This is a genomic window from Corynebacterium tuscaniense DNF00037 (assembly GCF_000759055.1).
Classification (GTDB): Bacteria; Actinomycetota; Actinomycetes; order Mycobacteriales; family Mycobacteriaceae; genus Corynebacterium; species Corynebacterium tuscaniense.
Genome location: NZ_JRNG01000014.1, coordinates 15883 through 34626 on the forward strand (window position 1 = coordinate 15883; position 18744 = coordinate 34626).

19 protein-coding genes are annotated in these 18744 nt (G+C 58.8%); 18 read left to right on the forward strand and 1 reads right to left on the reverse strand.

The window, feature by feature from the left end; translation table 11 throughout:
- The first annotated feature begins 40 nt into the window (after nucleotides 1-40).
- The 15 genes from HMPREF2129_RS04005 to HMPREF2129_RS04075 all read left to right on the forward strand — a co-directional run bounded on the left by HMPREF2129_RS04005 (nucleotide 41) and on the right by HMPREF2129_RS04075 (nucleotide 15419).
- On the forward strand, nucleotides 41-1297 hold the full coding sequence (locus HMPREF2129_RS04005) for a phosphotransferase family protein (protein ID WP_034663497.1): 1257 nt from the start codon (nucleotides 41-43) through the stop codon (nucleotides 1295-1297).
- Nucleotides 1294-2664, forward strand: coding sequence for a replication-associated recombination protein A (locus HMPREF2129_RS04010; RefSeq protein ID WP_034663499.1), 1371 nt, complete (start codon nucleotides 1294-1296; stop codon nucleotides 2662-2664). The genes HMPREF2129_RS04005 and HMPREF2129_RS04010 overlap by 4 nt, the downstream gene beginning before the upstream one ends.
- A 95-nt stretch (nucleotides 2665-2759) precedes the next feature.
- Entirely contained in the window at nucleotides 2760-5429 is a 2670-nt protein-coding gene (alaS, locus tag HMPREF2129_RS04015; protein ID WP_034663501.1) for an alanine--tRNA ligase, read from the forward strand.
- Between the two features lie 152 nt (nucleotides 5430-5581).
- Entirely contained in the window at nucleotides 5582-6127 is a 546-nt protein-coding gene (ruvX, locus tag HMPREF2129_RS04020; RefSeq protein WP_034663503.1) for a Holliday junction resolvase RuvX, read from the forward strand.
- Between the two features lie 2 nt (nucleotides 6128-6129).
- A complete protein-coding gene (mltG, locus tag HMPREF2129_RS04025; RefSeq protein ID WP_034663505.1) occupies nucleotides 6130-7284 on the forward strand; it encodes an endolytic transglycosylase MltG in 1155 nt (384 codons plus the stop codon).
- 17 nt (nucleotides 7285-7301) lie between these two features.
- Nucleotides 7302-8174, forward strand: coding sequence for a shikimate dehydrogenase (locus HMPREF2129_RS04030; protein ID WP_034663508.1), 873 nt, complete (start codon nucleotides 7302-7304; stop codon nucleotides 8172-8174).
- Between the two features lie 36 nt (nucleotides 8175-8210).
- Nucleotides 8211-8684, forward strand: coding sequence for a prepilin peptidase (locus HMPREF2129_RS04035; protein WP_052092712.1), 474 nt, complete (start codon nucleotides 8211-8213; stop codon nucleotides 8682-8684).
- A gap of 31 nt (nucleotides 8685-8715) precedes the next feature.
- Nucleotides 8716-9936 carry a chorismate synthase gene (aroC, locus tag HMPREF2129_RS04040; RefSeq protein ID WP_034663510.1) on the forward strand — a complete coding sequence of 407 codons (1221 nt, stop codon included), beginning with the start codon at nucleotides 8716-8718 and terminating at the stop codon, nucleotides 9934-9936.
- On the forward strand, nucleotides 9929-10555 hold the full coding sequence (locus tag HMPREF2129_RS04045) for a shikimate kinase (protein WP_084576527.1): 627 nt from the start codon (nucleotides 9929-9931) through the stop codon (nucleotides 10553-10555). The genes aroC and HMPREF2129_RS04045 overlap by 8 nt, the downstream gene beginning before the upstream one ends.
- 64 nt (nucleotides 10556-10619) lie before the next feature.
- Nucleotides 10620-11687: a 3-dehydroquinate synthase gene (gene aroB / locus HMPREF2129_RS04050; RefSeq protein WP_034663512.1), complete on the forward strand. Its 1068-nt coding sequence runs from the start codon at nucleotides 10620-10622 to the stop codon at nucleotides 11685-11687.
- A 17-nt stretch (nucleotides 11688-11704) separates the two neighbouring features.
- Nucleotides 11705-12139: a type II 3-dehydroquinate dehydratase gene (gene aroQ, locus HMPREF2129_RS04055; protein ID WP_034663514.1), complete on the forward strand. Its 435-nt coding sequence runs from the start codon at nucleotides 11705-11707 to the stop codon at nucleotides 12137-12139.
- Nucleotides 12136-13227 carry a M24 family metallopeptidase gene (locus HMPREF2129_RS04060; RefSeq protein WP_034663516.1) on the forward strand — a complete coding sequence of 364 codons (1092 nt, stop codon included), beginning with the start codon at nucleotides 12136-12138 and terminating at the stop codon, nucleotides 13225-13227. The genes aroQ and HMPREF2129_RS04060 overlap by 4 nt, the downstream gene beginning before the upstream one ends.
- A gap of 91 nt (nucleotides 13228-13318) precedes the next feature.
- Entirely contained in the window at nucleotides 13319-13882 is a 564-nt protein-coding gene (efp, locus tag HMPREF2129_RS04065) for an elongation factor P (RefSeq protein WP_034663518.1), read from the forward strand.
- Between the two features lie 77 nt (nucleotides 13883-13959).
- Complete coding sequence (gene nusB, locus HMPREF2129_RS04070) at nucleotides 13960-14556, forward strand: transcription antitermination factor NusB (protein ID WP_034663521.1); 597 nt, start codon at nucleotides 13960-13962, stop codon at nucleotides 14554-14556.
- 14 nt (nucleotides 14557-14570) lie between these two features.
- On the forward strand, nucleotides 14571-15419 hold the full coding sequence (locus tag HMPREF2129_RS04075) for a PPK2 family polyphosphate kinase (protein WP_034663523.1): 849 nt from the start codon (nucleotides 14571-14573) through the stop codon (nucleotides 15417-15419).
- A 125-nt stretch (nucleotides 15420-15544) separates the two neighbouring features.
- Here the strand turns inward: HMPREF2129_RS04075 and HMPREF2129_RS10985 are convergent, their stop codons facing one another.
- The gene (locus tag HMPREF2129_RS10985; RefSeq protein ID WP_156959237.1) at nucleotides 15545-15718 is read right to left on the reverse strand and encodes a hypothetical protein; all 174 of its coding nucleotides are present in this window, start codon (nucleotides 15716-15718) and stop codon (nucleotides 15545-15547) included.
- A 206-nt stretch (nucleotides 15719-15924) separates the two neighbouring features.
- On the opposite strand from HMPREF2129_RS10985, the gene HMPREF2129_RS04080 reads away from it, so the two are divergent.
- From HMPREF2129_RS04080 to HMPREF2129_RS04090, 3 genes are all read left to right on the forward strand, one after another.
- Nucleotides 15925-16617: a hypothetical protein gene (locus HMPREF2129_RS04080; protein ID WP_034663524.1), complete on the forward strand. Its 693-nt coding sequence runs from the start codon at nucleotides 15925-15927 to the stop codon at nucleotides 16615-16617.
- Nucleotides 16618-16696: 79 nt separating this feature from the next.
- On the forward strand, nucleotides 16697-17695 hold the full coding sequence (locus HMPREF2129_RS04085; protein ID WP_034663526.1) for a substrate-binding domain-containing protein: 999 nt from the start codon (nucleotides 16697-16699) through the stop codon (nucleotides 17693-17695).
- Nucleotides 17692-18744 carry an ABC transporter permease gene (locus HMPREF2129_RS04090; protein ID WP_034663527.1) on the forward strand — a complete coding sequence of 351 codons (1053 nt, stop codon included), beginning with the start codon at nucleotides 17692-17694 and terminating at the stop codon, nucleotides 18742-18744. Before HMPREF2129_RS04085 ends, HMPREF2129_RS04090 begins: the two co-directional genes overlap by 4 nt.

An 18744-nucleotide genomic window follows, 5' to 3' on the forward strand; every position in this document is an offset into this window, starting at 1 on the left:
AGATCGCACAGCAGCATCATGCTGGTTGGCGGCAATACTTATGTTGAATCACGAGCAGATCATTGACCTCGCCGAAGCGATGTTAAATCATCGCTACGGCGGGCAGCAGCAACTGACGGAACCGGAGGAACTCTCCGGCACCGGTAGCACTACTGTGTTGCGTTTGCGTGTGGCTAATAACCCGTTTTTGTCGCATCGTTCAGTGGTGGTGAAGTATTCGCCACGCACGGGCGATCCGATTGATGATGCTGCTTTTGTACGTGAAGTGGTGGCCTACCAGTTCACTACCTCGCTGAGTGAGGATGTCCGCCCGGGGCCGGTCATGCTGGGCTATGACTTGGACAAGCGCGCGATTATCCTGTCTGATTCCGGTAACGGCGACACTTTGGCCACGTTGCTGGAAACCTCGGATGAGGAACAGCGGGTGAAGCTGTTGCGGAACCTGGGGACGTCGTTAGGCAAAATGCACGCGGGTACAGCCGGCGCGGAAACGAGCTTCAACATCTTGCTGGCCCGCATGGTCAAGAATATTGAGGGCGCGCGAGATGTGCAGCTGATGCGTGAAGGACTGCTGGAAAATCGCATTCTCGAGGGCCTCGAAATTGTGCGCCATGCCGGCATTGAGGTGCCTGAGAACGTGGCCTCCATCGCTGACACGGTGCAGGTGCGCATGCTGCATGGTGGCTCGCGAGCATTCACGCCTTTTGATCTGTCGCCAGACAACATCCTGTTCGCGGACCGCACACAATTCCTGGACTACGAGTGGGCTGGTTTCCGCGATGTCATGTTCGACGTTGCTGGTGTGATTGCTGGCTTCCCGCAATACATTTCCTCACAGCCGTTGAGCGATAAAGAAGCAAAAGTCTTCGTTGAGGCATGGGCAGCTGAAGTAGGTGGGGCGTGGCCTTCGGTGAACAACGAGGACACGTTGCAAGCCCGCATCACCGCATCACTCATTGGTTGGGCATTTTTCAGCGTGTCCATCCTGTACGTGGACGGGGATGACACGCTGTCCGGGACCCGCTACGGCAAGGGTGGTTGGGTAGTGGACGTAGACTCGCCGTCCGGGCAGGACACGGACATGTTCGACCCACAGATCCGGGAGGAAGATGTGGAGCGCGGTGCGAAGATTCTGCGGTCATCTGTACGGCAGGATCTTACGGTAGAGGAAATTGCTATTCGCCGTGATGTCGCTGGCACATTCGATGCGCTGGCACGGTACGCGGCGACGGGCACGGAACCGACGTATGCGGAGATTTCCTCCTTTGCTGCGTCTGTTGCGGAGCGTTTGGCGTGACACAAGGCGGACTGTTTTCGAACCCGGCGGATTCAGCGGATTCACTATCATCCGCCCCGCGCGGTGTCGCGTTCTTTGAAGCAGGAGCCACAGCACCGTTGGCTGCGCGGATGCGACCGCGCAATCTGGATGAACTCGTCGGCCAGCAGCATTTGTTGGGCCCCGGCCGTCCGTTGCGCCGCCTGGTGGAAGGCTCCGGCGATGCGTCGGTGATTCTCTACGGTCCGCCGGGGACGGGGAAAACAACGATTGCTTCACTCATCGCGCAAACGATGGGGCAGAACTTCGTTGGGCTTTCCGCGTTGTCCTCTGGTGTGAAGCAGGTCCGTGAGGTCCTGGATGCCGCTCGCCGCGATCTGGTGCGTGGTCAGCACACCGTTCTGTTCATCGATGAGGTTCACCGTTTTTCCAAAACCCAGCAGGATGCGTTGCTCGCCGCGGTGGAGAATCGGACGGTACTGCTGGTCGCAGCGACCACGGAGAATCCTTCTTTCAGCGTGGTTGCCCCGTTGCTCTCGCGTTCGTTGCTGCTGCGCTTGGAGTCTTTGTCCGACGCGGATATTGCAGCGGTACTTGAACGTGCCGTCAAGGATGAGCGGGGGCTCAAAGGAGCAGTTTCGCTTGACGACGCTGCCCGGGACCAACTCGTCCTCCTCGCCGGGGGTGATGCCCGCCGCGCGCTGACCTATTTGGAAGCAGCCGCCGAAGGAGCCGAGGATGGCCGTATCACGACCGACGTGATTGAGCGCAGCGTTGACCGTGCTGTTGTGCGTTATGACCGTGATGGGGACCAGCATTATGACGTCATCTCTGCTTACATCAAGTCAATCCGTGGCTCTGATGTGGATGCGGCGTTGCACTATCTCGCCCGGATGATTGAGGCGGGGGAGGACCCGCGCTTCATTGCCCGGAGGTTGGTTATCCACGCATCAGAGGACATCGGCATGGCGGACCCAACTGCGCTGCAGGTGGCTACGGCTGCGGCGAATGCGGTGCAGTTCATCGGCATGCCAGAAGGCCGCCTGCCTCTGGCGCAAGCGACCATCCACCTTGCCACCGCGCCGAAATCCAATTCGGTGTACAAGGCGATTGATGCAGCGCTCGCTGACATCCGTGAAGGCCACGCAGGCACCGTTCCACCGCATCTGCGCGACGGGCACTATGAAGGGGCCAAGGCTGTGGGCAACGCGGTTGGCTATGTTTACCCCCACGATGATCCCCGCGGTGTGGTGCAGCAACGCTACATCCCTGAAGGTTTGGATGAAGCCCGCTACTACACACCTAGTGACCATGGCGCAGAAAAAAGGATCAGCGAATATGCCGAACGTCTGCGCCGGATGGTGCGGGGTGATGGGGCGAGCCAGTAGGCGTCGACAAGCATTATGCGCAGAGCGGGTAAGGTGATGCGCGTTAAGTTTTGCTTCCACGTTCCACATTTATTGCATCTTGTAAGGATTCTTTCGTGCAAACTCATGAGATCCGCGACCGGTTCACACAGCACTTCGTCGATGCGGGCCACGTGCCCGTGCCCAGCGCATCGCTGATTCTGGATGACCCGACGCTGCTGTTTGTGAACGCCGGTATGGTGCCTTTCAAGCCGTACTTCCTTGGCCAGCAGAATCCGCCTTTTGAAAGTGGAACCGCAACTTCTATTCAGAAGTGCGTGCGCACCCTGGATATTGAGGAAGTGGGCATTACCACCCGCCACAACACTTTCTTCCAAATGGCTGGCAACTTCTCATTTGGTCAGTACTTCAAGGAAGGCGCCATCACTCTGGCGTGGGAGCTGTTGACTAAGCCTCGAGACAAAGGCGGCTTTGCACTTGATCCGGAGCGCTTGTGGGTGACCGTGTTCACCCAGGACGATGAGGCAGCGCAGATTTGGGAAAAGAAGATTGGCGTGCCAGCCGAACGCATTCAACGCATGGGCATGGAGGATAACTTCTGGTCCATGGGCGTGCCTGGCCCGTGCGGTCCCTGCTCAGAGATTTACTACGACCGTGGTCCGGAGCACGGTAAAGAAGGTGGCCCGATCGCTGATGACAACCGTTATATGGAGATCTGGAACCTCGTGTTCATGGAGTCCATTCGCGGTGAAGGCGATAAGAAGGGTGGCTTTGAGATTCTCGGGGAGCTACCGAACAAGAACATTGATACCGGCCTCGGCATTGAGCGTTTGGCCTGCATCCTCCAGGGCGTAGACAACGTCTACGAAACTGACCTGCTGGCGCCGGTGATCACCAGTGCGGAAAACCTCACCGGCACGAAGTACGGGGGAAGCCATGAGTCTGATGTACGTTTCCGTGTCATTGCGGATCACTCTCGTACCGCGATGATGATCATTCTCGATGGTGTGACGCCGTCTAACGAAGGCCGTGGCTATATTCTCCGCCGCCTGCTGCGCCGCATCATCCGCTCCGCACGTCTGCTGGGTGCGCAGAGCCACACCATTGAGACGTTCATGAACACCATCATGGACACCATGACTCCTTCCTTCCCGGAGATTGCTGACAACCGTGAGCGCATTCTGCGCGTCGCTGTGGCTGAAGAGAAGGCATTCTTGAAGACGTTGGAGTCCGGCACACACCGCTTCGATGAAGCAGCTGCGCACGTGAAGGAATCCGGCGCCACTGTTCTGTCCGGTGAGCAGGCATTCGAACTGCACGACACCTACGGTTTCCCGATTGACCTCACACTGGAGATGGCAGCGGAAGCCGGCTTGGACGTGGACATGGATGCTTTCCACGCCGCGATGGAGGAGCAGCGCAACCGCGCGAAAGCTGACAGTAAAGCCAAGAAGACCGGCAATATTGATGAATCGTTGTATCGCGAATGGGTGGATGCGCACCCGACTGAGTTTGTCGGCTTTGAAGAACTCGAACATGACTCCAAGGTCATCGGCCTTGTTCGTGGTGGGGCGAAGGTCAACGAAGCCGCCCAGGGTGATGAGGTTGAGGTCATTCTTGACGTCACTCCAATGTATGCGGAGGGTGGCGGGCAGCTGGCTGACCGTGGCCGCATTGTCATCGGCGATACCGTTCTGACAGTTCATGATGTGCAGAAGGTGGGCAACAAGAAGCTCTGGGTGCACAAGGCAACCGTGGAAAACGGTGGTTTAGATGTAGGTCAGGTTGTGCGCGCCGAGGTTGATCCGAAGTGGCGTCACGGCGCACGCCAGGCACACACCGCTACCCACCTCATCCACGCGGCTTTGCGCCAGGTGCTTGGCCCCACAGCAGTTCAGGCTGGTTCCATGAACAAGCCGGGTTACCTGCGCTTTGACTTCAACTACACAGAGCAGCTCAGCCCGGCGCAACTGGAAGAGATCTCCCTCATTGCCAACCAGGCAGTGGACGCAGACTTTGCTGTGAATACCTTTGAGACCTCCCTGGCAAAGGCCAAGGAGATGGGTGCTATGGCTCTGTTCGGCGAGAACTACGGCGACCAAGTACGCGTGGTGGAGATTGGCGGCCCGTTCTCCATTGAGCTGTGCGGTGGTACTCACGTGGAGCATTCCTCCCAGATCGGCCCGGTGGCCGTGCTGGGTGAATCCTCCGTTGGTTCCGGTGCACGCCGTATTGAGGCGTACTCAGGCATGGACTCTTTCTCCTACTTTTCCAAGGAAGCAGCTATTGCTAATGCCTTGGCAGGGGAGATGAAGACTCCGTCTGATCAGTTGCCGGACCGTATTGCTCAGTTGGCAGAGCGATTGCGTGCTGCTGAGAAAGAAATTGAGAATCTGCACAAGCAACAGTTGGCTAGCCAGACCGGAGAGTTGCTCAACAATGCGGAAACCATCGGCGATGTGAAATTCCTCGGCGTCAAGCTCCCGGATGGTGTGGGCGGCGGAGACCTGCGCACCATGGCACAGGATTTGCGTGGCCGTTTCGGTGAAACCGCAGCGGTCATCGTGCTTGCCTCCGATAACGGCGGCAAGGTCCCATTTGCCGTGGCGGCAACCCCGGCTGCCGTCGATAAGGGCATTAAGTCTGGCGCTTACGTTGGTCTCTTCGGTGGCTACATCGGCGGCAAGGGCGGCGGCAAGCCAGACCTGGCGCAAGGCTCCGGGTCGGATGCTGCTGGTATTGGTGCTGGCTTCAACGCTGTGCGGGAGGAGCTTGGCCAGCTCTAGTTTGATTTAGGATAGAGTGCTTCCAAGGTCACGAAATGATTACGTGACACACCCAGCAGCGGGTCTGTGGCGGTGTTTTTACCAACTACCGTGGTGGGGGCACACGCACAGCTGCCGCACATCTGACACACAATTGAGGTTCACGCGAGTATATGAAGGTACATCCGGATACGCCTGGGGTTGATGATCCTGGGGCAGGCCGCCGCATCGGCATTGATGTGGGCACCGTACGTATTGGTGTCGCTTCCTCTGACCGCGATGGACTGCTTGCCACCCCCGTGGAAACGGTGCCTCGCGTGACCGGTTTCAAGGACCGTGATGGTGAGGATATTGAGCGGCTGCTGGAGATCATTGAAGAGTACGAGGCGGTTGAAGTGGTCGTGGGTTTACCGCGCGACCTCAAGGGCAACGGCTCTGCGAGTGTGAAACATGCCAAGGAGATCGGGTTCCGCATCTCTCGGCGTAGTGAAGTTCCAGTGCGGTACGCAGATGAACGTTTGACCACGGTTGCTGCAACCAACGCTCTGCGTGCGTCGGGAGTGTCGGAGAAGGCAGGACGTGCGGTGATTGACCAAGCAGCTGCGGTGGCAATCCTGCAATCCTGGCTTGATGGTCGTGCCAACGCACTCGCCGCACAGCAGGACCAGAACCCAACTTCCGCTGACCCTTCTCTGCTGAATAACCCCAAGGAGATCTAATCGTGAGCACGGCACAAACCTCTCTCGGGCGCACCCGCGGTGTCGCGGTACTCATCGTGTCCATTTTGCTGATTCTCGGAGCAGTGGTGTACATCGGTGTTGCCCGTTCCACCTCCTCGGGCAGTGACTTCAATGGGGACGGTAATGGTGTGGAGAAGATTGTAGAGATCCCCGAGGGCTCTAATCTGACCGCTCTTGGGCCAACGCTGGAGGAGCTAGGCGTCGTTCGTTCTAACCGGGCTTTCCAGACCGCGGTGATGGCTAATCCAGATGCGGATAACATTAAGCCGGGCTTTTACCGCCTGCAGGAGAAGATGAGTGCGAAGTCCGCTGTTGCTGCCTTGCTGGACCCGGCCACCCAGGTTGAAATGTTGAAGATTCCAGGTGGACAGACGCTTAACGACGTCCGCGTGGTGGGGGGAGACGTTCGTTTTGGCATCTTCTCCAGCATTGCCCGCGTGACGTGTGGTGAGGACGGCAAGGCTGAGGGGTGCATCCACGTCGATGAGCTAAAGGAGGTCGCCGCCCAGGCGGATGCTTCTGAGCTTGGTGTGCCGGAGTGGGCGCTGGGCCAAGTCGGCGCACGCGTGGGTGATCCGAAGCGCCTTGAGGGGTTGATCGCCCCGGGTGAGTACGTGGTGGACCCACATGCTGATGCGAAAGCGATTCTGACCGATCTGATCACACGTTCCACAAGCACGTACAACGCCACCGACATCGTCGGCCGCGCAAAGGCTATTGGTCTGAGCCCGTACGAGCTACTTATCGCAGCCTCCCTGGTGGAGCGCGAGGCGCCGGCAGGGGAGTTTGACAAGGTTGCCCGCGTGATCCTCAACCGCCTTGACTCCTCCATGCGACTGGAGTTCGACTCAACGGTGAACTACGGCCTTGAATCCGTTGAGGTCGCCACCGGTGACTCGGACCGTCAGCGTGAAACCCCGTGGAACACCTATGCCAAGGATGGTCTTCCCGATACGCCGATTGCTTCACCTTCGGAGGAAGCAATCCGTGCGATGGAGAACCCGGCTGAGGGTGATTGGCTCTTCTTCGTCACCATTGACAAGGACGGCACCACGTTGTTCACCAACACGTTTGATGAACACCAGGAAGCAGTTCAGCGGGCTTATGAGTCCGGCATCCTGGATTCCCAACGCTAGTGAAAGAGTCGGTTGACATGGCCGTTATTGAACACCGCGCAGCCGTACTAGGTAGCCCCATCGCTCATTCGCTGTCACCGGTGCTGCACTCGGCAGGCTATGCCGCGGCGGGCCTGGATGGCTGGGAGTACGAGCGCATTGAGTGCTCGGCTGAGCAGCTGCCGGACATCGTTGGCAATGCGGATGAGAGCTACCGGGGTTTCTCGGTGACCATGCCCGGCAAGTTCGCGGCACTGGCATTCGCGGATGAAGTCACGGATCGGGCGCGCACAATCGGCTCCGCTAACACATTGGTGCGTGAGTTTCGCGGTGGCAGTACCTTCTGGCGTGCTGATAACACGGACTGCGAGGGCATTTCCGGTGCACTCAATGAGCTGGTAGGTCCAGAGAAGAAACTTGGACATGTGCTGCTCATCGGCAGTGGCGGCACCGCCCGTCCGGCGCTTTGGGCGCTGGTCCAGCGTGGCGTGGATAAGGTCACGGTACTCAATCGGTCGGACCGTTCAGAAGAACTTGCTCCTTTGTTGGAGGGTACGGGGGTGGAAACGGACTTCATCAACTTTGAGCGTGATCTCCGGGATCTTGCCTTGAGCGTGGACGCGATTATCTCCACGGTGCCAGCAAAAGTTCTGGAAACTCGCTTTGCTGAGCTGGGTCACGCGCCAGTCCTGGATGTGATATATGATCCTTGGCCGACACCACTGGCTACCTGTGCTGCCTCCAACGGTCACATGACTGTGGGGGGATTGGTTATGCTGGCCTGCCAAGCCTATTCCCAGTTTGAACAGTTCACCGGTGTGGACGCGCCGCGAGAGGAGATGCGGGAAGCATTGTTCCGCCACGTCGGCTGGGTCTCACCGACTGGTGTGACGCGACAGAATCGGCTGTAGGATTAAGCCATATGCCGTGATCTGGGGGGGATCAACATGTTTGGGGGATTGATCGCTCACACATATCTAGTGGCGCTGGCCGTCGCCACGCTTGTAGCGCTTGTGTGGACAGTGGCACTGGTTGTTTGGGATGTGCGTGAGCAGCGCTTGCCTAATGCGCTTACTCTTTCCGCAGCAGCAGTAGCGGTGACAGTGTGCTTCTTCTATCCCACGGGGTGGTGGGGGTTGCTGTGGCCAGGAATGTATGTGGCCGTCGCATTGGCCGCGCCCAACACGAACCCCGGAATCAGGACACATGCTGGAATCGGCGGCGGGGACATCAAACTCGCCGTGCCGCTCGGGGTTGCTGCAGCGCTGGCGGGTGGTGTCATGGGCGTGCTGGGGGCGATGTTGTTGAGCAGTGCTATCACGGTGTTCGTCCTTCTTATGGCCGGCCAATCCGGCATGGCTCATGGCCCGTCGATGCTTATTGCAGCTTGGCTGGTGGTCATTGCGTGCGCCCTTGCGTGAGACTGTGTAGCCAATGTGAGACAATGCCTGCATGCTTCGATGGACTACTGCAGGTGAATCCCACGGTCAGGCGCTTATCGCGATGGTTGAGAATATGCCGGCCGGGGTCACTGTCTCCACTGAGGAGATCGGCCACCAGCTTGCCCGCCGCCGCCTTGGTTACGGCCGTGGTGCACGCATGAAGTTTGAGCAGGACGAGCTCACGGTTCTTTCCGGTGTGATTCACGGGAAGACGATTGGTAGCCCGATTGCTGTGATGATTGGCAATACGGAGTGGCCGAAGTGGACCACCATCATGTCCCCGCATGAGCTGGACATGGATGACCCGGAGGTGGCCAAGGCTATGAACTCTGGCCGTGGTGCGGCACTGACTCGTCCGCGCCCAGGTCACGCCGATTTCGCTGGCATGATCAAGTATGGCTTTGATGCGGCGCGCCCGGTGTTGGAGCGGTCGTCCGCACGCGAAACTGCGTCGCGCGTGGCGGCCGCAACGATCGCGCGTTCTTTCCTGCGTGAGGTGCTGGGTGTTGAGGTGCTCTCACACGTCATTTCCATCGGTGCGTCTGAGCCGTACACCGGCCCGCTTCCCACGTTTGAGGATATTGAGCGTATCGACGCCTCCCCGGTCCGCGCCTTTGGCACCGATGCTGAAGCGTCCATGATCGCGGAGATTGAGGCGGCGAAGAAACAAGGAGACACGCTCGGCGGCATCGTCGAGGTCATCGTGGAAGGACTGCCGATTGGTCTGGGTTCCCACGTCTCTGGTGAGGCACGTCTGGATGCGCAGCTGGCTGCAGCACTCATGGGTATCCAAGCGATCAAGGGCGTTGAAATTGGCGATGGCTTTGAGGAAGCGCGCCGTCGTGGCAGTGAGGCCCACGATGAGATGGTGCGCGATGGTCATGGTGTGAGCCGTGAGACGAACCGTGCTGGTGGCCTCGAAGGTGGAATGACCAACGGAGAAGCCCTGCGTGTTCGTGCCGCAATGAAGCCGATTTCCACCGTTCCGCGAGCACTGAAGACGGTGGATATGTCCTCCGGTGATGCAGCAACAGCGATTCACCAGCGTTCGGACGTGTGCGCGGTGCCGGCTGCTGGCGTGGTTGCGGAAGCCATGGTGGCACTCGTGCTGGCACGCGCTGTGTTGGAGAAATTCGGCGGTGACAGTATTGAGGAAACAAAGCGCAACGTCGAGGCGTATAAGCAGTACGTTGCAGAGCGCCTCGCTTTTGAAGGGAACAGCGATGACTAGCTCGGAGTTCCCAGTGCCCAAACCTGGCCCGCGTCGCCCAACCACACCCCACGAGCCGGCGGAAAACCTGGGGGATGTTGCGGATGGTAATGCCGGAGAGCATGTTGTCCATGGCTCCCCACGCGTTGTTCTTGTCGGGCCTCCCGGTGCCGGCAAATCCACCATCGGCCGCCGCCTTGCCCGTGCGATGAACCTGCCACTGGTGGATTCGGACGAACTCATCGCTCAAGGCGAAGGCAAGCCCACCGGCGAGGTGTACTCAGAGCTCGGTGAGGAACGCTTCCGCGAAGTGGAAGCTGAATACGTTGCGCGCTCCCTGGCATCTGGTGGTGTCGTGAGCCTGGGTGGTGGGGCCGTGGTCACCGAATCGACCCGCCAGCTTTTACTAGCGCACACCGTCGTGTGGATTGATGTGTCGGTGGAAGAAGGCGTACGCCGGACGTCCGGTAATGATTCCCGCCCGGTACTCAACGCCGAGGATCCGGTTGAGCACTACCGTTCGCTTCTGGAAACACGTGAGCCGTTCTACCGGGAGGTAGCAATGCACCGAGTGCGCACGGATTCACGTCCACCACAGCGCCTCGTTGCGGAGATTCTCCACCTCATTGAATCGCGCTAACCCACCCACGGGTAGCAATAATCAACGCATCACAACCAACAAACAGCACAGAAAGCGTTTCACCATGGCGGTTATCAGTGTCACTGGCCCGAACCCGTACAACGTGCACATTGGTGCCGGACTGGACGAGCAGATCGCCTCGCGCGTAGCGGAAACAGGCGCGCGTCAGGTAGCGATCATTCATCAAGGTCCGCTTGCTCCGGTCGCGGAGCGACTGCGAGGTCTCATCGCTGCAATGGGCGTGGAGGTCACTCTCGCGGAGATCCCTGATGCGGAGGACGGCAAGTCCCTGCCTGTGCTCAGTGGTTTGTGGGATCTCTTCGGTGAGAAGAATTTCTCCCGCCAGGATGTTGTGCTTGGCCTCGGCGGTGGCGCGACCACGGACGTGGCTGGCTTTGCAGCCGCAACGTGGATGCGTGGCATCAAGGTCATCCAGGTTCCTACGACGTTGCTTGCCATGGTCGATGCGGCTGTGGGCGGGAAGACCGGCATCAACACGGACGCGGGCAAGAACCTCGTCGGTGCCTTCCATGAGCCGGATTCCGTGTTCATTGATCTGAACCGCCTGGACACACTCGCGCATGAGGAATTCGTGGCGGGTTCCGCCGAGATCATCAAGACCGGTTTCATCGCAGACCCCGTCATCCTGGAGATCTACCAGCAGGGCGATGATGTGCCGAAGAACAAGATTGCTGAGCTCATTGAGCGATCAGTCGCTGTTAAAGCCAAGGTGGTTAGTGAGGATCTGAAGGAGTCGTCGTTACGCGAAATCCTCAACTATGGGCACACGCTCGGGCACGCTTTGGAGAAACGTGAGGAATATCGCTGGCGTCACGGCAATGCTGTTGCCGTGGGCATGATGTTCGTCGCAACGCTGGCAAAGAATAGGGGGCTTATTAGCGATTCTGTGGTGGCCCTCCACCGCGACATTCTCACGAGCGTGGGGCTTCCGGTGACCTATGACCCGGATGCTTTTGATGAGCTGTATGAGGGCATGACGCACGACAAGAAGAACCGCGACGGGCGCATCCGTTTCGTCGTGCTGGAAGGCATTGGCAAGCCATCGCGCCTGGAAGATGCGACGATTGAGGAGATGGGTGAGGCGTACACTGAGCTCACGCAACTGAAGTAGTAAGCAAGGAGGGTGCCGTGAAGGTTTACGTGCTCAATGGGCCAAACCTGAACCGGTTGGGAAAGCGCCAGCCGGAGATCTATGGCTCGACGACTCTCGCGGATGTTGAGCAGCGTCTGCGCGCGCTCGCCGGTGACCAGGTGGAGCTTATCTTCCGCCAGTCCAATCATGAAGGCGAGCTTATCGACGTGGTGCATGAGGCCGCCGATAACGCAGCCGCCGTGATTATCAACCCCGGTGGCTTTACCCATACCTCCGTCGCCTTGCGCGATGCGCTGGCTGAGATCAGCGACGGGGCCGGGTTCATTGAAGTGCACATCTCCAACGTGCACGCGCGTGAAGAGTTCCGCCACCACTCGTACTTGACGCCCATCGCCATTGGCGTGATCGCTGGCCTAGGTGTGGATGGCTACGAGCTTGCACTTGAGTACTTTTTGAGGAGGCCCAGATGAGCTTTGCTGACTCCCGGTTCCTGACCCGCCGGCGCACTCTGTCCGCGCAACTAGCGGGAAAGCGCATTGATTCCTTCTTGGTCACGCATCCGACGAACGTGCGCTACTTGTCTGGCTTCTCTGGCTCTGCTGGTGCGTTGTTGGTGAATAAGGACCTCTCTGCTTCTATTGCAACGGATGGGCGTTACACAACGCAGATCGCCGATGAGGTTAAAGACATTGAGGCGATGATCGTGCGTAATGGGGCAGAAGCCTTGCTTGCTACCGTGCCGGAAGGCTGGCGCGTGGGCTTCGATGCAGCGCGCACCACCGTGGCTGAACTCGAAGCGATGAAGAAAGCATGCCCGGATGGAGTGACCCTTGTTCCCGTCGATGGGGCTATTGAGGAGATCCGGCTGCGCAAGGACCGCTACGAGCTGGCTCGGTTGGAAGAGGCAGCGCAGATTGGTACCGATGCGCTCACAGGCTTGATTGAGGCAGGGGAATTGCGTGCCGGCCGCACGGAATGCGACGTGGCCGCGGACCTTGAGTACCGCATGCGTCTGCTGGGTGCGGAGCACCCGAGCTTTGACACTATTGTTGCCTCCGGCCCGAATTCAGCGTTGCCGCATCATGGTGCGGGAGAGCGTGTCATTGAGGATGGGGACATTGTCACCATCGATTTCGGTGCGCATTACCGCGGCTTCAATTCGGATATGACCCGTACGTTCATCATCGGTCACGTCTCGGATTTTGCACGTGAGATCTATGGAACTGTACTCGAAGCCCAAGAGGCGGGTGTACGTGCCGCCACCGCCGGGCGTGCGTTGGTTGAGGTGGACAAGGCCTGCCGCGACATCATTGAGCAGGCCGGTTACGGCGAATACTTTGTTCACTCCACCGGCCATGGCATCGGCCTGGACGTGCACGAAGGCCCTGCCGCATCAACGCGTGCAAAGGGCTCGCTGGAGGAGAACATGACGCTGACCATTGAACCGGGGATCTACGTTCCAGGCCGCGGTGGTGTGCGTATTGAGGACACCCTGGTGATTACGTCGGGTGCTCCGCGTGTCATCACCACATTCTCAAAAGAGCTCACCGTCCTCTAACAAGCCACGCTGCCTGAAGCATGTGCTGATCAGTGGTGTAGCATGGGCTTGTTTTTAACAAAGCCAGATCCACTTCAAGGGAGATTATTTCGTGGCAACCACCGCTGATTTCAAGAACGGCCTTGTGCTCAAGGTTGACGGCAAGCTCCAGCAGATCATCGAGTTCCAACACGTCAAGCCGGGTAAGGGACCCGCTTTCGTGCGTACGAAGCTGAAGGACGTCGTCTCCGGCAAGACCGTGGACAAGACCTGGAACGCAGGCGTCAAGGTGGAAACCGCAACGGTGGACCGTCGCGACATGACTTACCTGTACAACGATGGCCAGAACTACGTGGTCATGGACGACAAGACCTACGAGCAGTACGAGCTGCCGGAGGACAAGTTCGGTGATGCTGCTCGCTTCCTCTTGGAAAACATGCACGTGCAGGTTTCTTTCCACGAGGGTGAGGCTTTGTTTGCTGAGCTGCCGATCTCCGTGGACCTAAAGATTGAGCACACCGATCCGGGTCTGCAGGGTGACCGCTCCACCGGTGGCACCAAGCCGGCCAAACTGGAGACCGGCGCGGAGATCCAGGTGCCGCTGTTCCTGGAGACCGGCAATGTGGTCAAGGTGGACACCCGCACCGGTGAGTACCTGTCTCGCGTGAACAACTAGGCATTTGTCCTAGTTACTTCCATTGAAGCGGGCTCGAGCTGGGCCCGCTTCTCCCAACTTTTCTGTTTTTCTAAAACATGTCTGATTACAAACGTCATGGTGCGCGTTATCGCGCACGCCGCCGCGCTGTAGACATCCTCTTCGAAGCTGAGACCCGCGATGTGGATCCGGTGGCAATCGTCGAGGACCGCATCGCGCTGGCCGAAGACCCCGCTAATGCCGTGGCCCCCGTTGCTGAGTACACCCGTGAGATCATCTCAGGTGCTGCGGAGAGCCTCGATGAGATCGATGAAGCGATTGCTCGCTTCCTGTCTGAGGACTGGGAACTTAACCGCCTTCCTGCCGTCGACCGCGCCATCTTGCGTGTCGCAGCGTGGGAGATTCTCTACAACCCCGATGTGGCGCCATCCATCGTGATCTCCAACGCGATGGAGATGTCCGTGGAATACGCCGGCGACACAGCCTCGCCGTACATCCATGCCGTGCTCGACGACATCATCCAGGCGCACTCCGTCGAGGCTCCCGATATCATCACCGGGGAGACGGGCCTCATCGGCTTCACCGAGGAAGACGCAGAGGCAGCATCTACCGAGGAGGCCATTGATTCAGAAGCGAGCGCTGAACTAGAACCGGGTTTTGACACCGACCAAGAAGCTGCACAAGAGCAGGAGTAGGAGGGAGACTCATCGTGGCCAAGGTTTCCATTAAAGAAGCAGAAACACTCCGCGTTGGCGAGGACTTTGTGCTCGCGGACGTCGACCCAGCGTCAACGCCGGGTGTGAGTGAAGACAACGTCGATGATGCTTTTGATGAATTCGACGATGAGCTCGATGAACTCCAGGAATGCTTGTACGCCAATGGGCGTGCGGGCAATGAGAACGCCGGTTCCATTCTCCTTGTCCTGCAGGGAATGGATACCGCCGGCAAGGGCGGCATCATCCGTCACGTTGTGGGTGAGACCATGGACCCTCAAGGCGTGCACATCAAGGCCTTTGGCAAGCCAACGGAGGAAGAACTCAAACATGACTTCCTCTGGCGCATTGAACCGCATTTGCCCAAGCCAGGCATGATTAGCGTGTTTGACCGTTCCCACTACGAGGACGTCTTAGTCCAACGCGTGAAACAGATGGCGCCACCGGAGGAGATTGAGCGGCGCTACGGTGCCATCGTTGACTTTGAGGCGAAGGCAGCTGCCAACGGCACGAAGATCATCAAAGTCATGCCGCACATCTCCAAGGAATTTCAAGGGGAGAACCTGCGCAAGCGCATTGAGCGCCCGGATAAGCACTGGAAGTACAACCCGGGAGATATTGATGATCGTCGGCTCTGGGACGAATTCCAAGAAGCATACGAGATCGCACTCAAGCGCACATCCACCGATGTTGCCCCCTGGTACTGCATCCCTTCTGACAACAAGGACTACTGCCGCACAGTGGTGAAGACCCTCTTCGTCCAAGCCCTGCGCGATCTCAACCTGGAATGGCCCAAGCCTGACTTCGATCCCGAGGTTGAGCTCAAGCGTCTAGCGGAGTCCTAGCCACCGCTACTGGCCACTAGTCCCACCAGATACCGGCGTCCGCGTCGTGGTACACAGCGGAGACAATGTCCGCGGTCTCGATCTCGTAGCTATTGATGGACACGATGTCTTGGCCGATGAGTCGCTTAGAGGCCGGTAGAAATCTGGTCAGGGGAGTCAACGTAGACCGAAGATGGCCGGGAACGTTGGTCGTTGGAAAGGTTGACGGGTTCGATGCCACCGTGAAAAGGATTTGTGTGTGCTGTGGCGGTGTTCGAGGTGCCGAAGTCAATCGCGAGCGCCCAATCGGACGAGGACATGCCTTGTTGCTCCCCCCCCCCTTTTTAAGGTGATTAAATCTGTTTAGGGGAACAAAAAGAAAGCAACAGTGTCACTTATAGTGGCAGGCCGACGAGCATGAAAACCCCGGCCGCAAAGGAGCACCGCGTGTAGCCTTGCGGGAACACGATTTTTCCGGCACCTGGCACGACTGAGACGACGAGACATTGCGAGGAAAGTGGAGCGAATGCGCAAGGCTAAAGCAATTGCGATGGTACTAGCCGCAACGGCGCTGATGGTGGCTGGCTGTTCGGGGAGCGATGAACAAGGCGAAGGAGAACAAAACACCACACAGAACAGCGCCGCGCGAAGCGATGCTGACACAAGCGATACCCAAGACCAAGCGGATCCCGGTGCCTGCACCACCGAGGTGAGCATCAAGGCACTCCTGGACGAGATGCCGGATGAGCTCGTGGGTTTGCCGTATGACCCGGACTACAGCACGGTGATGGATGAGGGGTGGAATCACTATTATCAAAACGGCCCTGAGCAATTCTCCGTTGGTGTTTCGTACTACGACGAAGGCCTGGGGCAGGATCCATGCCCGAGTGACCCGAAGAAGGCGGCCCAAGACGAGCGAAAGCTGCACATGGAAAGCTACCAAGAGCAGCAAGAGCGTGACGGGGAGGCAGTGCTGCCGTGGGATGAATTCGATTTCACGGTGGGGGACCGCTACTTCGCGTGCGCCAAGCACCCGGAGGCAGACCTGCGCCAGTTCTTCTGCTCAACGAGTTTCGGTAACGCTGCGGCAACCACGTACATGTTCCGTCATTCGAAAGGCGACGACCAGGATGTTGAGGACATGAAGGAAGCCATGACTGAGCTGACACAGCTGTTGGACAAGCAGCCAGTGGGGCCAGGATTGTCCGACCTCAACTAAGACCCAAAGCCCGGCTACTTAATCGGTAAAGAACGATTGGGATGCCGGGTTTTCCGCTGTGACGGGGCACACTGGGTGAATGAAAAGTTTCTCTAAGCTGTACAAAGTCGCGGCACTGACGGCTGCGGTGAGTCTTACTATGGCGAGTTGCTCTTCCACGGGTGGCGCTCAGCGTGACGGTGAGGCCAGCGGCACCGGTGGCGGTGGGGTAGAGACCCCGCGCTACGTCGTGGCCATGGTTACCCACGGTGCCCCGGGCGACACGTACTGGGATCTCGTGCGCAAAGGTGCAGAGGATGCGGCGAAGAAGGACAATATTGAGCTGCGTTACTCCTCTGATCCGCAGGCACCGAACCAGGCGAACCTGGTGCGTTCCGCAGTGGACTCGAACGTTGACGGCATCGCGGTAACGCTGCCGAACGCGGAGGCTATTGGCCCAGCAGCCCAGCTTGCTACGGAGGCAGGCATCCCGGTTGTGGGATTGAACTCTGGCATGAAGGAGTATGACAAGTACGGGATCACCGGCTTTTTCGGCCAGGACGAAACGGTGGCTGGCACGGCAGCGGGTGAGCGCCTGAAGGAAGAAGGCAAGTCCAAGGTGCTCTGCGTCATCCATGAGCAAGGCAACTCCTCCCAGGAGGCACGCTGTGCTGGTGTGAAAGAGGGCCTCGGTGGCGAGGTTGAGATCCTCTACGTCAACGGCCAAGACCTGACCTCGGTCCAGTCGACGATTAACTCCAAGTTGGCCCAGGACAAGTCCTTCGACACTGTCTTCGCGTTGCAGGCCCCAGTGGCAATGCGCGCGACGGAGGCTGTGAAGCAGTCTGGTTCCAAGGCGCAGGTGGTTACGTTTGATACGAACGCTGAGCTGGTGGACGCCATCGCGGATGGTCGCGTGGCGTGGGCCGTGGATCAGCAGCCGTACCTGCAGGGCTACCTCGCGGTGGATTCGCTGTGGGTGGCTAAGCGCAACGGTGGCACCTTCGGTGGTGGCCAGCCGGTGTACACGGGCCCGAGCTTCGTGGACAAAGACAATGTGGAGAAGATTGCTGAGGCCGCCAAGGCAGGCCTTCGATGAGCCAGACAATCACAGACGAATCGACTGAGAGTAACTCGGACGATCGGCTACGTACCCACACCGGCCTCGCCAAACTGATCAGGCGCCCGGAGCTGGCCAGCCTGCTCGGCTTTCTGGTCATCTTGAGCCTCTTCCTGGCGGTCGCCCCGGCGTTCCGTTCGTTTGAGGCGATGGCCACGATTCTGTATGCCAGTTCCACGCTCGGCATCGTGGCTCTCGCCGTGGGTTTGCTCATGATCGGTGGGGCGTTTGATTTGTCCTCCGGTGTCGCAGTGACCACCGCGGCACTAGCGGCGTCGATGCTTAATTACAACCTGCATTTGAACTCGTGGGTGGGCGCGGGCCTCGCACTTGTCATCGCACTGGCCATCGGTGCGCTTAACGGCATTTTGGTCACCCGCACCGGCATTGATAGCTTCCTCATCACCCTCGCCGCGTTCCTCATGTTGCAGGGCCTTAACCTCGCTGTAACCAAGCTGGTCACCGGTCAGGTGGCCACGCCATCAATCGCCGATATGGAGGGCTTCGCCTCTGCGCGCACCTTCTTCGCTGGCAGCTTCCACATTGGCAATGTGCGTATCAGCGTCACGGTGATCTGGTGGTTGCTGTTTGTCGCGATTGCGTCGTTTGTTCTTTTCCGCACGAAGTTCGGTAACTGGATCACCGCTGTCGGCGGTGACGAGGATGCCGCGCGTGCTGTCGGTGTCCCCGTTCGCCTGGTCAAGATCGTGTTGTTCATGACGGTCGGCTTCGCCGCATGGTTCGTGGGCATGCACACGCTCTTTGCCTTCGATTCGATCCAGGCAGGCCAGGGCGTGGGCAATGAATTCCTGTACATCATCGCCGCCGTCATCGGCGGGTGTGCGATGAAGGGCGGCCGCGGCACGGCGATCGGCACGATGATCGGCGCGCTCATCTTCGGCATGACCAACCAGGGCATCGTCTACGCGGGATGGAATCCGGACTGGTTCAAGTTCTTCCTCGGCGCGATGCTCCTGTTCGCGGTGCTCACCAACACCTCATTCGCCAACATCACGAAGGGGCGGTAG

Bases quoted from the DNA above. Each gene is read 5' to 3' on its own strand.
- aroC (WP_034663510.1), top strand. From the start codon at position 8,716: ATGCTTCGATGGACTACTGCAGGTGAATCCCACGGTCAGGCGCTTATC.
- HMPREF2129_RS04030 (WP_034663508.1), top strand. From the start codon at position 7,302: ATGGCCGTTATTGAACACCGCGCAGCCGTACTAGGTAGCCCCATCGCT.
- HMPREF2129_RS04090 (WP_034663527.1), top strand. From the start codon at position 17,692: ATGAGCCAGACAATCACAGACGAATCGACTGAGAGTAACTCGGACGAT.
- HMPREF2129_RS04080 (WP_034663524.1), top strand. From the start codon at position 15,925: ATGCGCAAGGCTAAAGCAATTGCGATGGTACTAGCCGCAACGGCGCTG.
- HMPREF2129_RS04005 (WP_034663497.1), top strand. From the start codon at position 41: ATGTTGAATCACGAGCAGATCATTGACCTCGCCGAAGCGATGTTAAAT.
- HMPREF2129_RS10985 (WP_156959237.1), bottom strand. From the start codon at position 15,718: ATGTCCTCGTCCGATTGGGCGCTCGCGATTGACTTCGGCACCTCGAAC.
- HMPREF2129_RS04085 (WP_034663526.1), top strand. From the start codon at position 16,697: ATGAAAAGTTTCTCTAAGCTGTACAAAGTCGCGGCACTGACGGCTGCG.
- HMPREF2129_RS04045 (WP_084576527.1), top strand. From the start codon at position 9,929: ATGACTAGCTCGGAGTTCCCAGTGCCCAAACCTGGCCCGCGTCGCCCA.
- nusB (WP_034663521.1), top strand. From the start codon at position 13,960: ATGTCTGATTACAAACGTCATGGTGCGCGTTATCGCGCACGCCGCCGC.
- ruvX (WP_034663503.1), top strand. From the start codon at position 5,582: ATGAAGGTACATCCGGATACGCCTGGGGTTGATGATCCTGGGGCAGGC.
- HMPREF2129_RS04060 (WP_034663516.1), top strand. From the start codon at position 12,136: ATGAGCTTTGCTGACTCCCGGTTCCTGACCCGCCGGCGCACTCTGTCC.
- aroB (WP_034663512.1), top strand. From the start codon at position 10,620: ATGGCGGTTATCAGTGTCACTGGCCCGAACCCGTACAACGTGCACATT.
- HMPREF2129_RS04035 (WP_052092712.1), top strand. From the start codon at position 8,211: ATGTTTGGGGGATTGATCGCTCACACATATCTAGTGGCGCTGGCCGTC.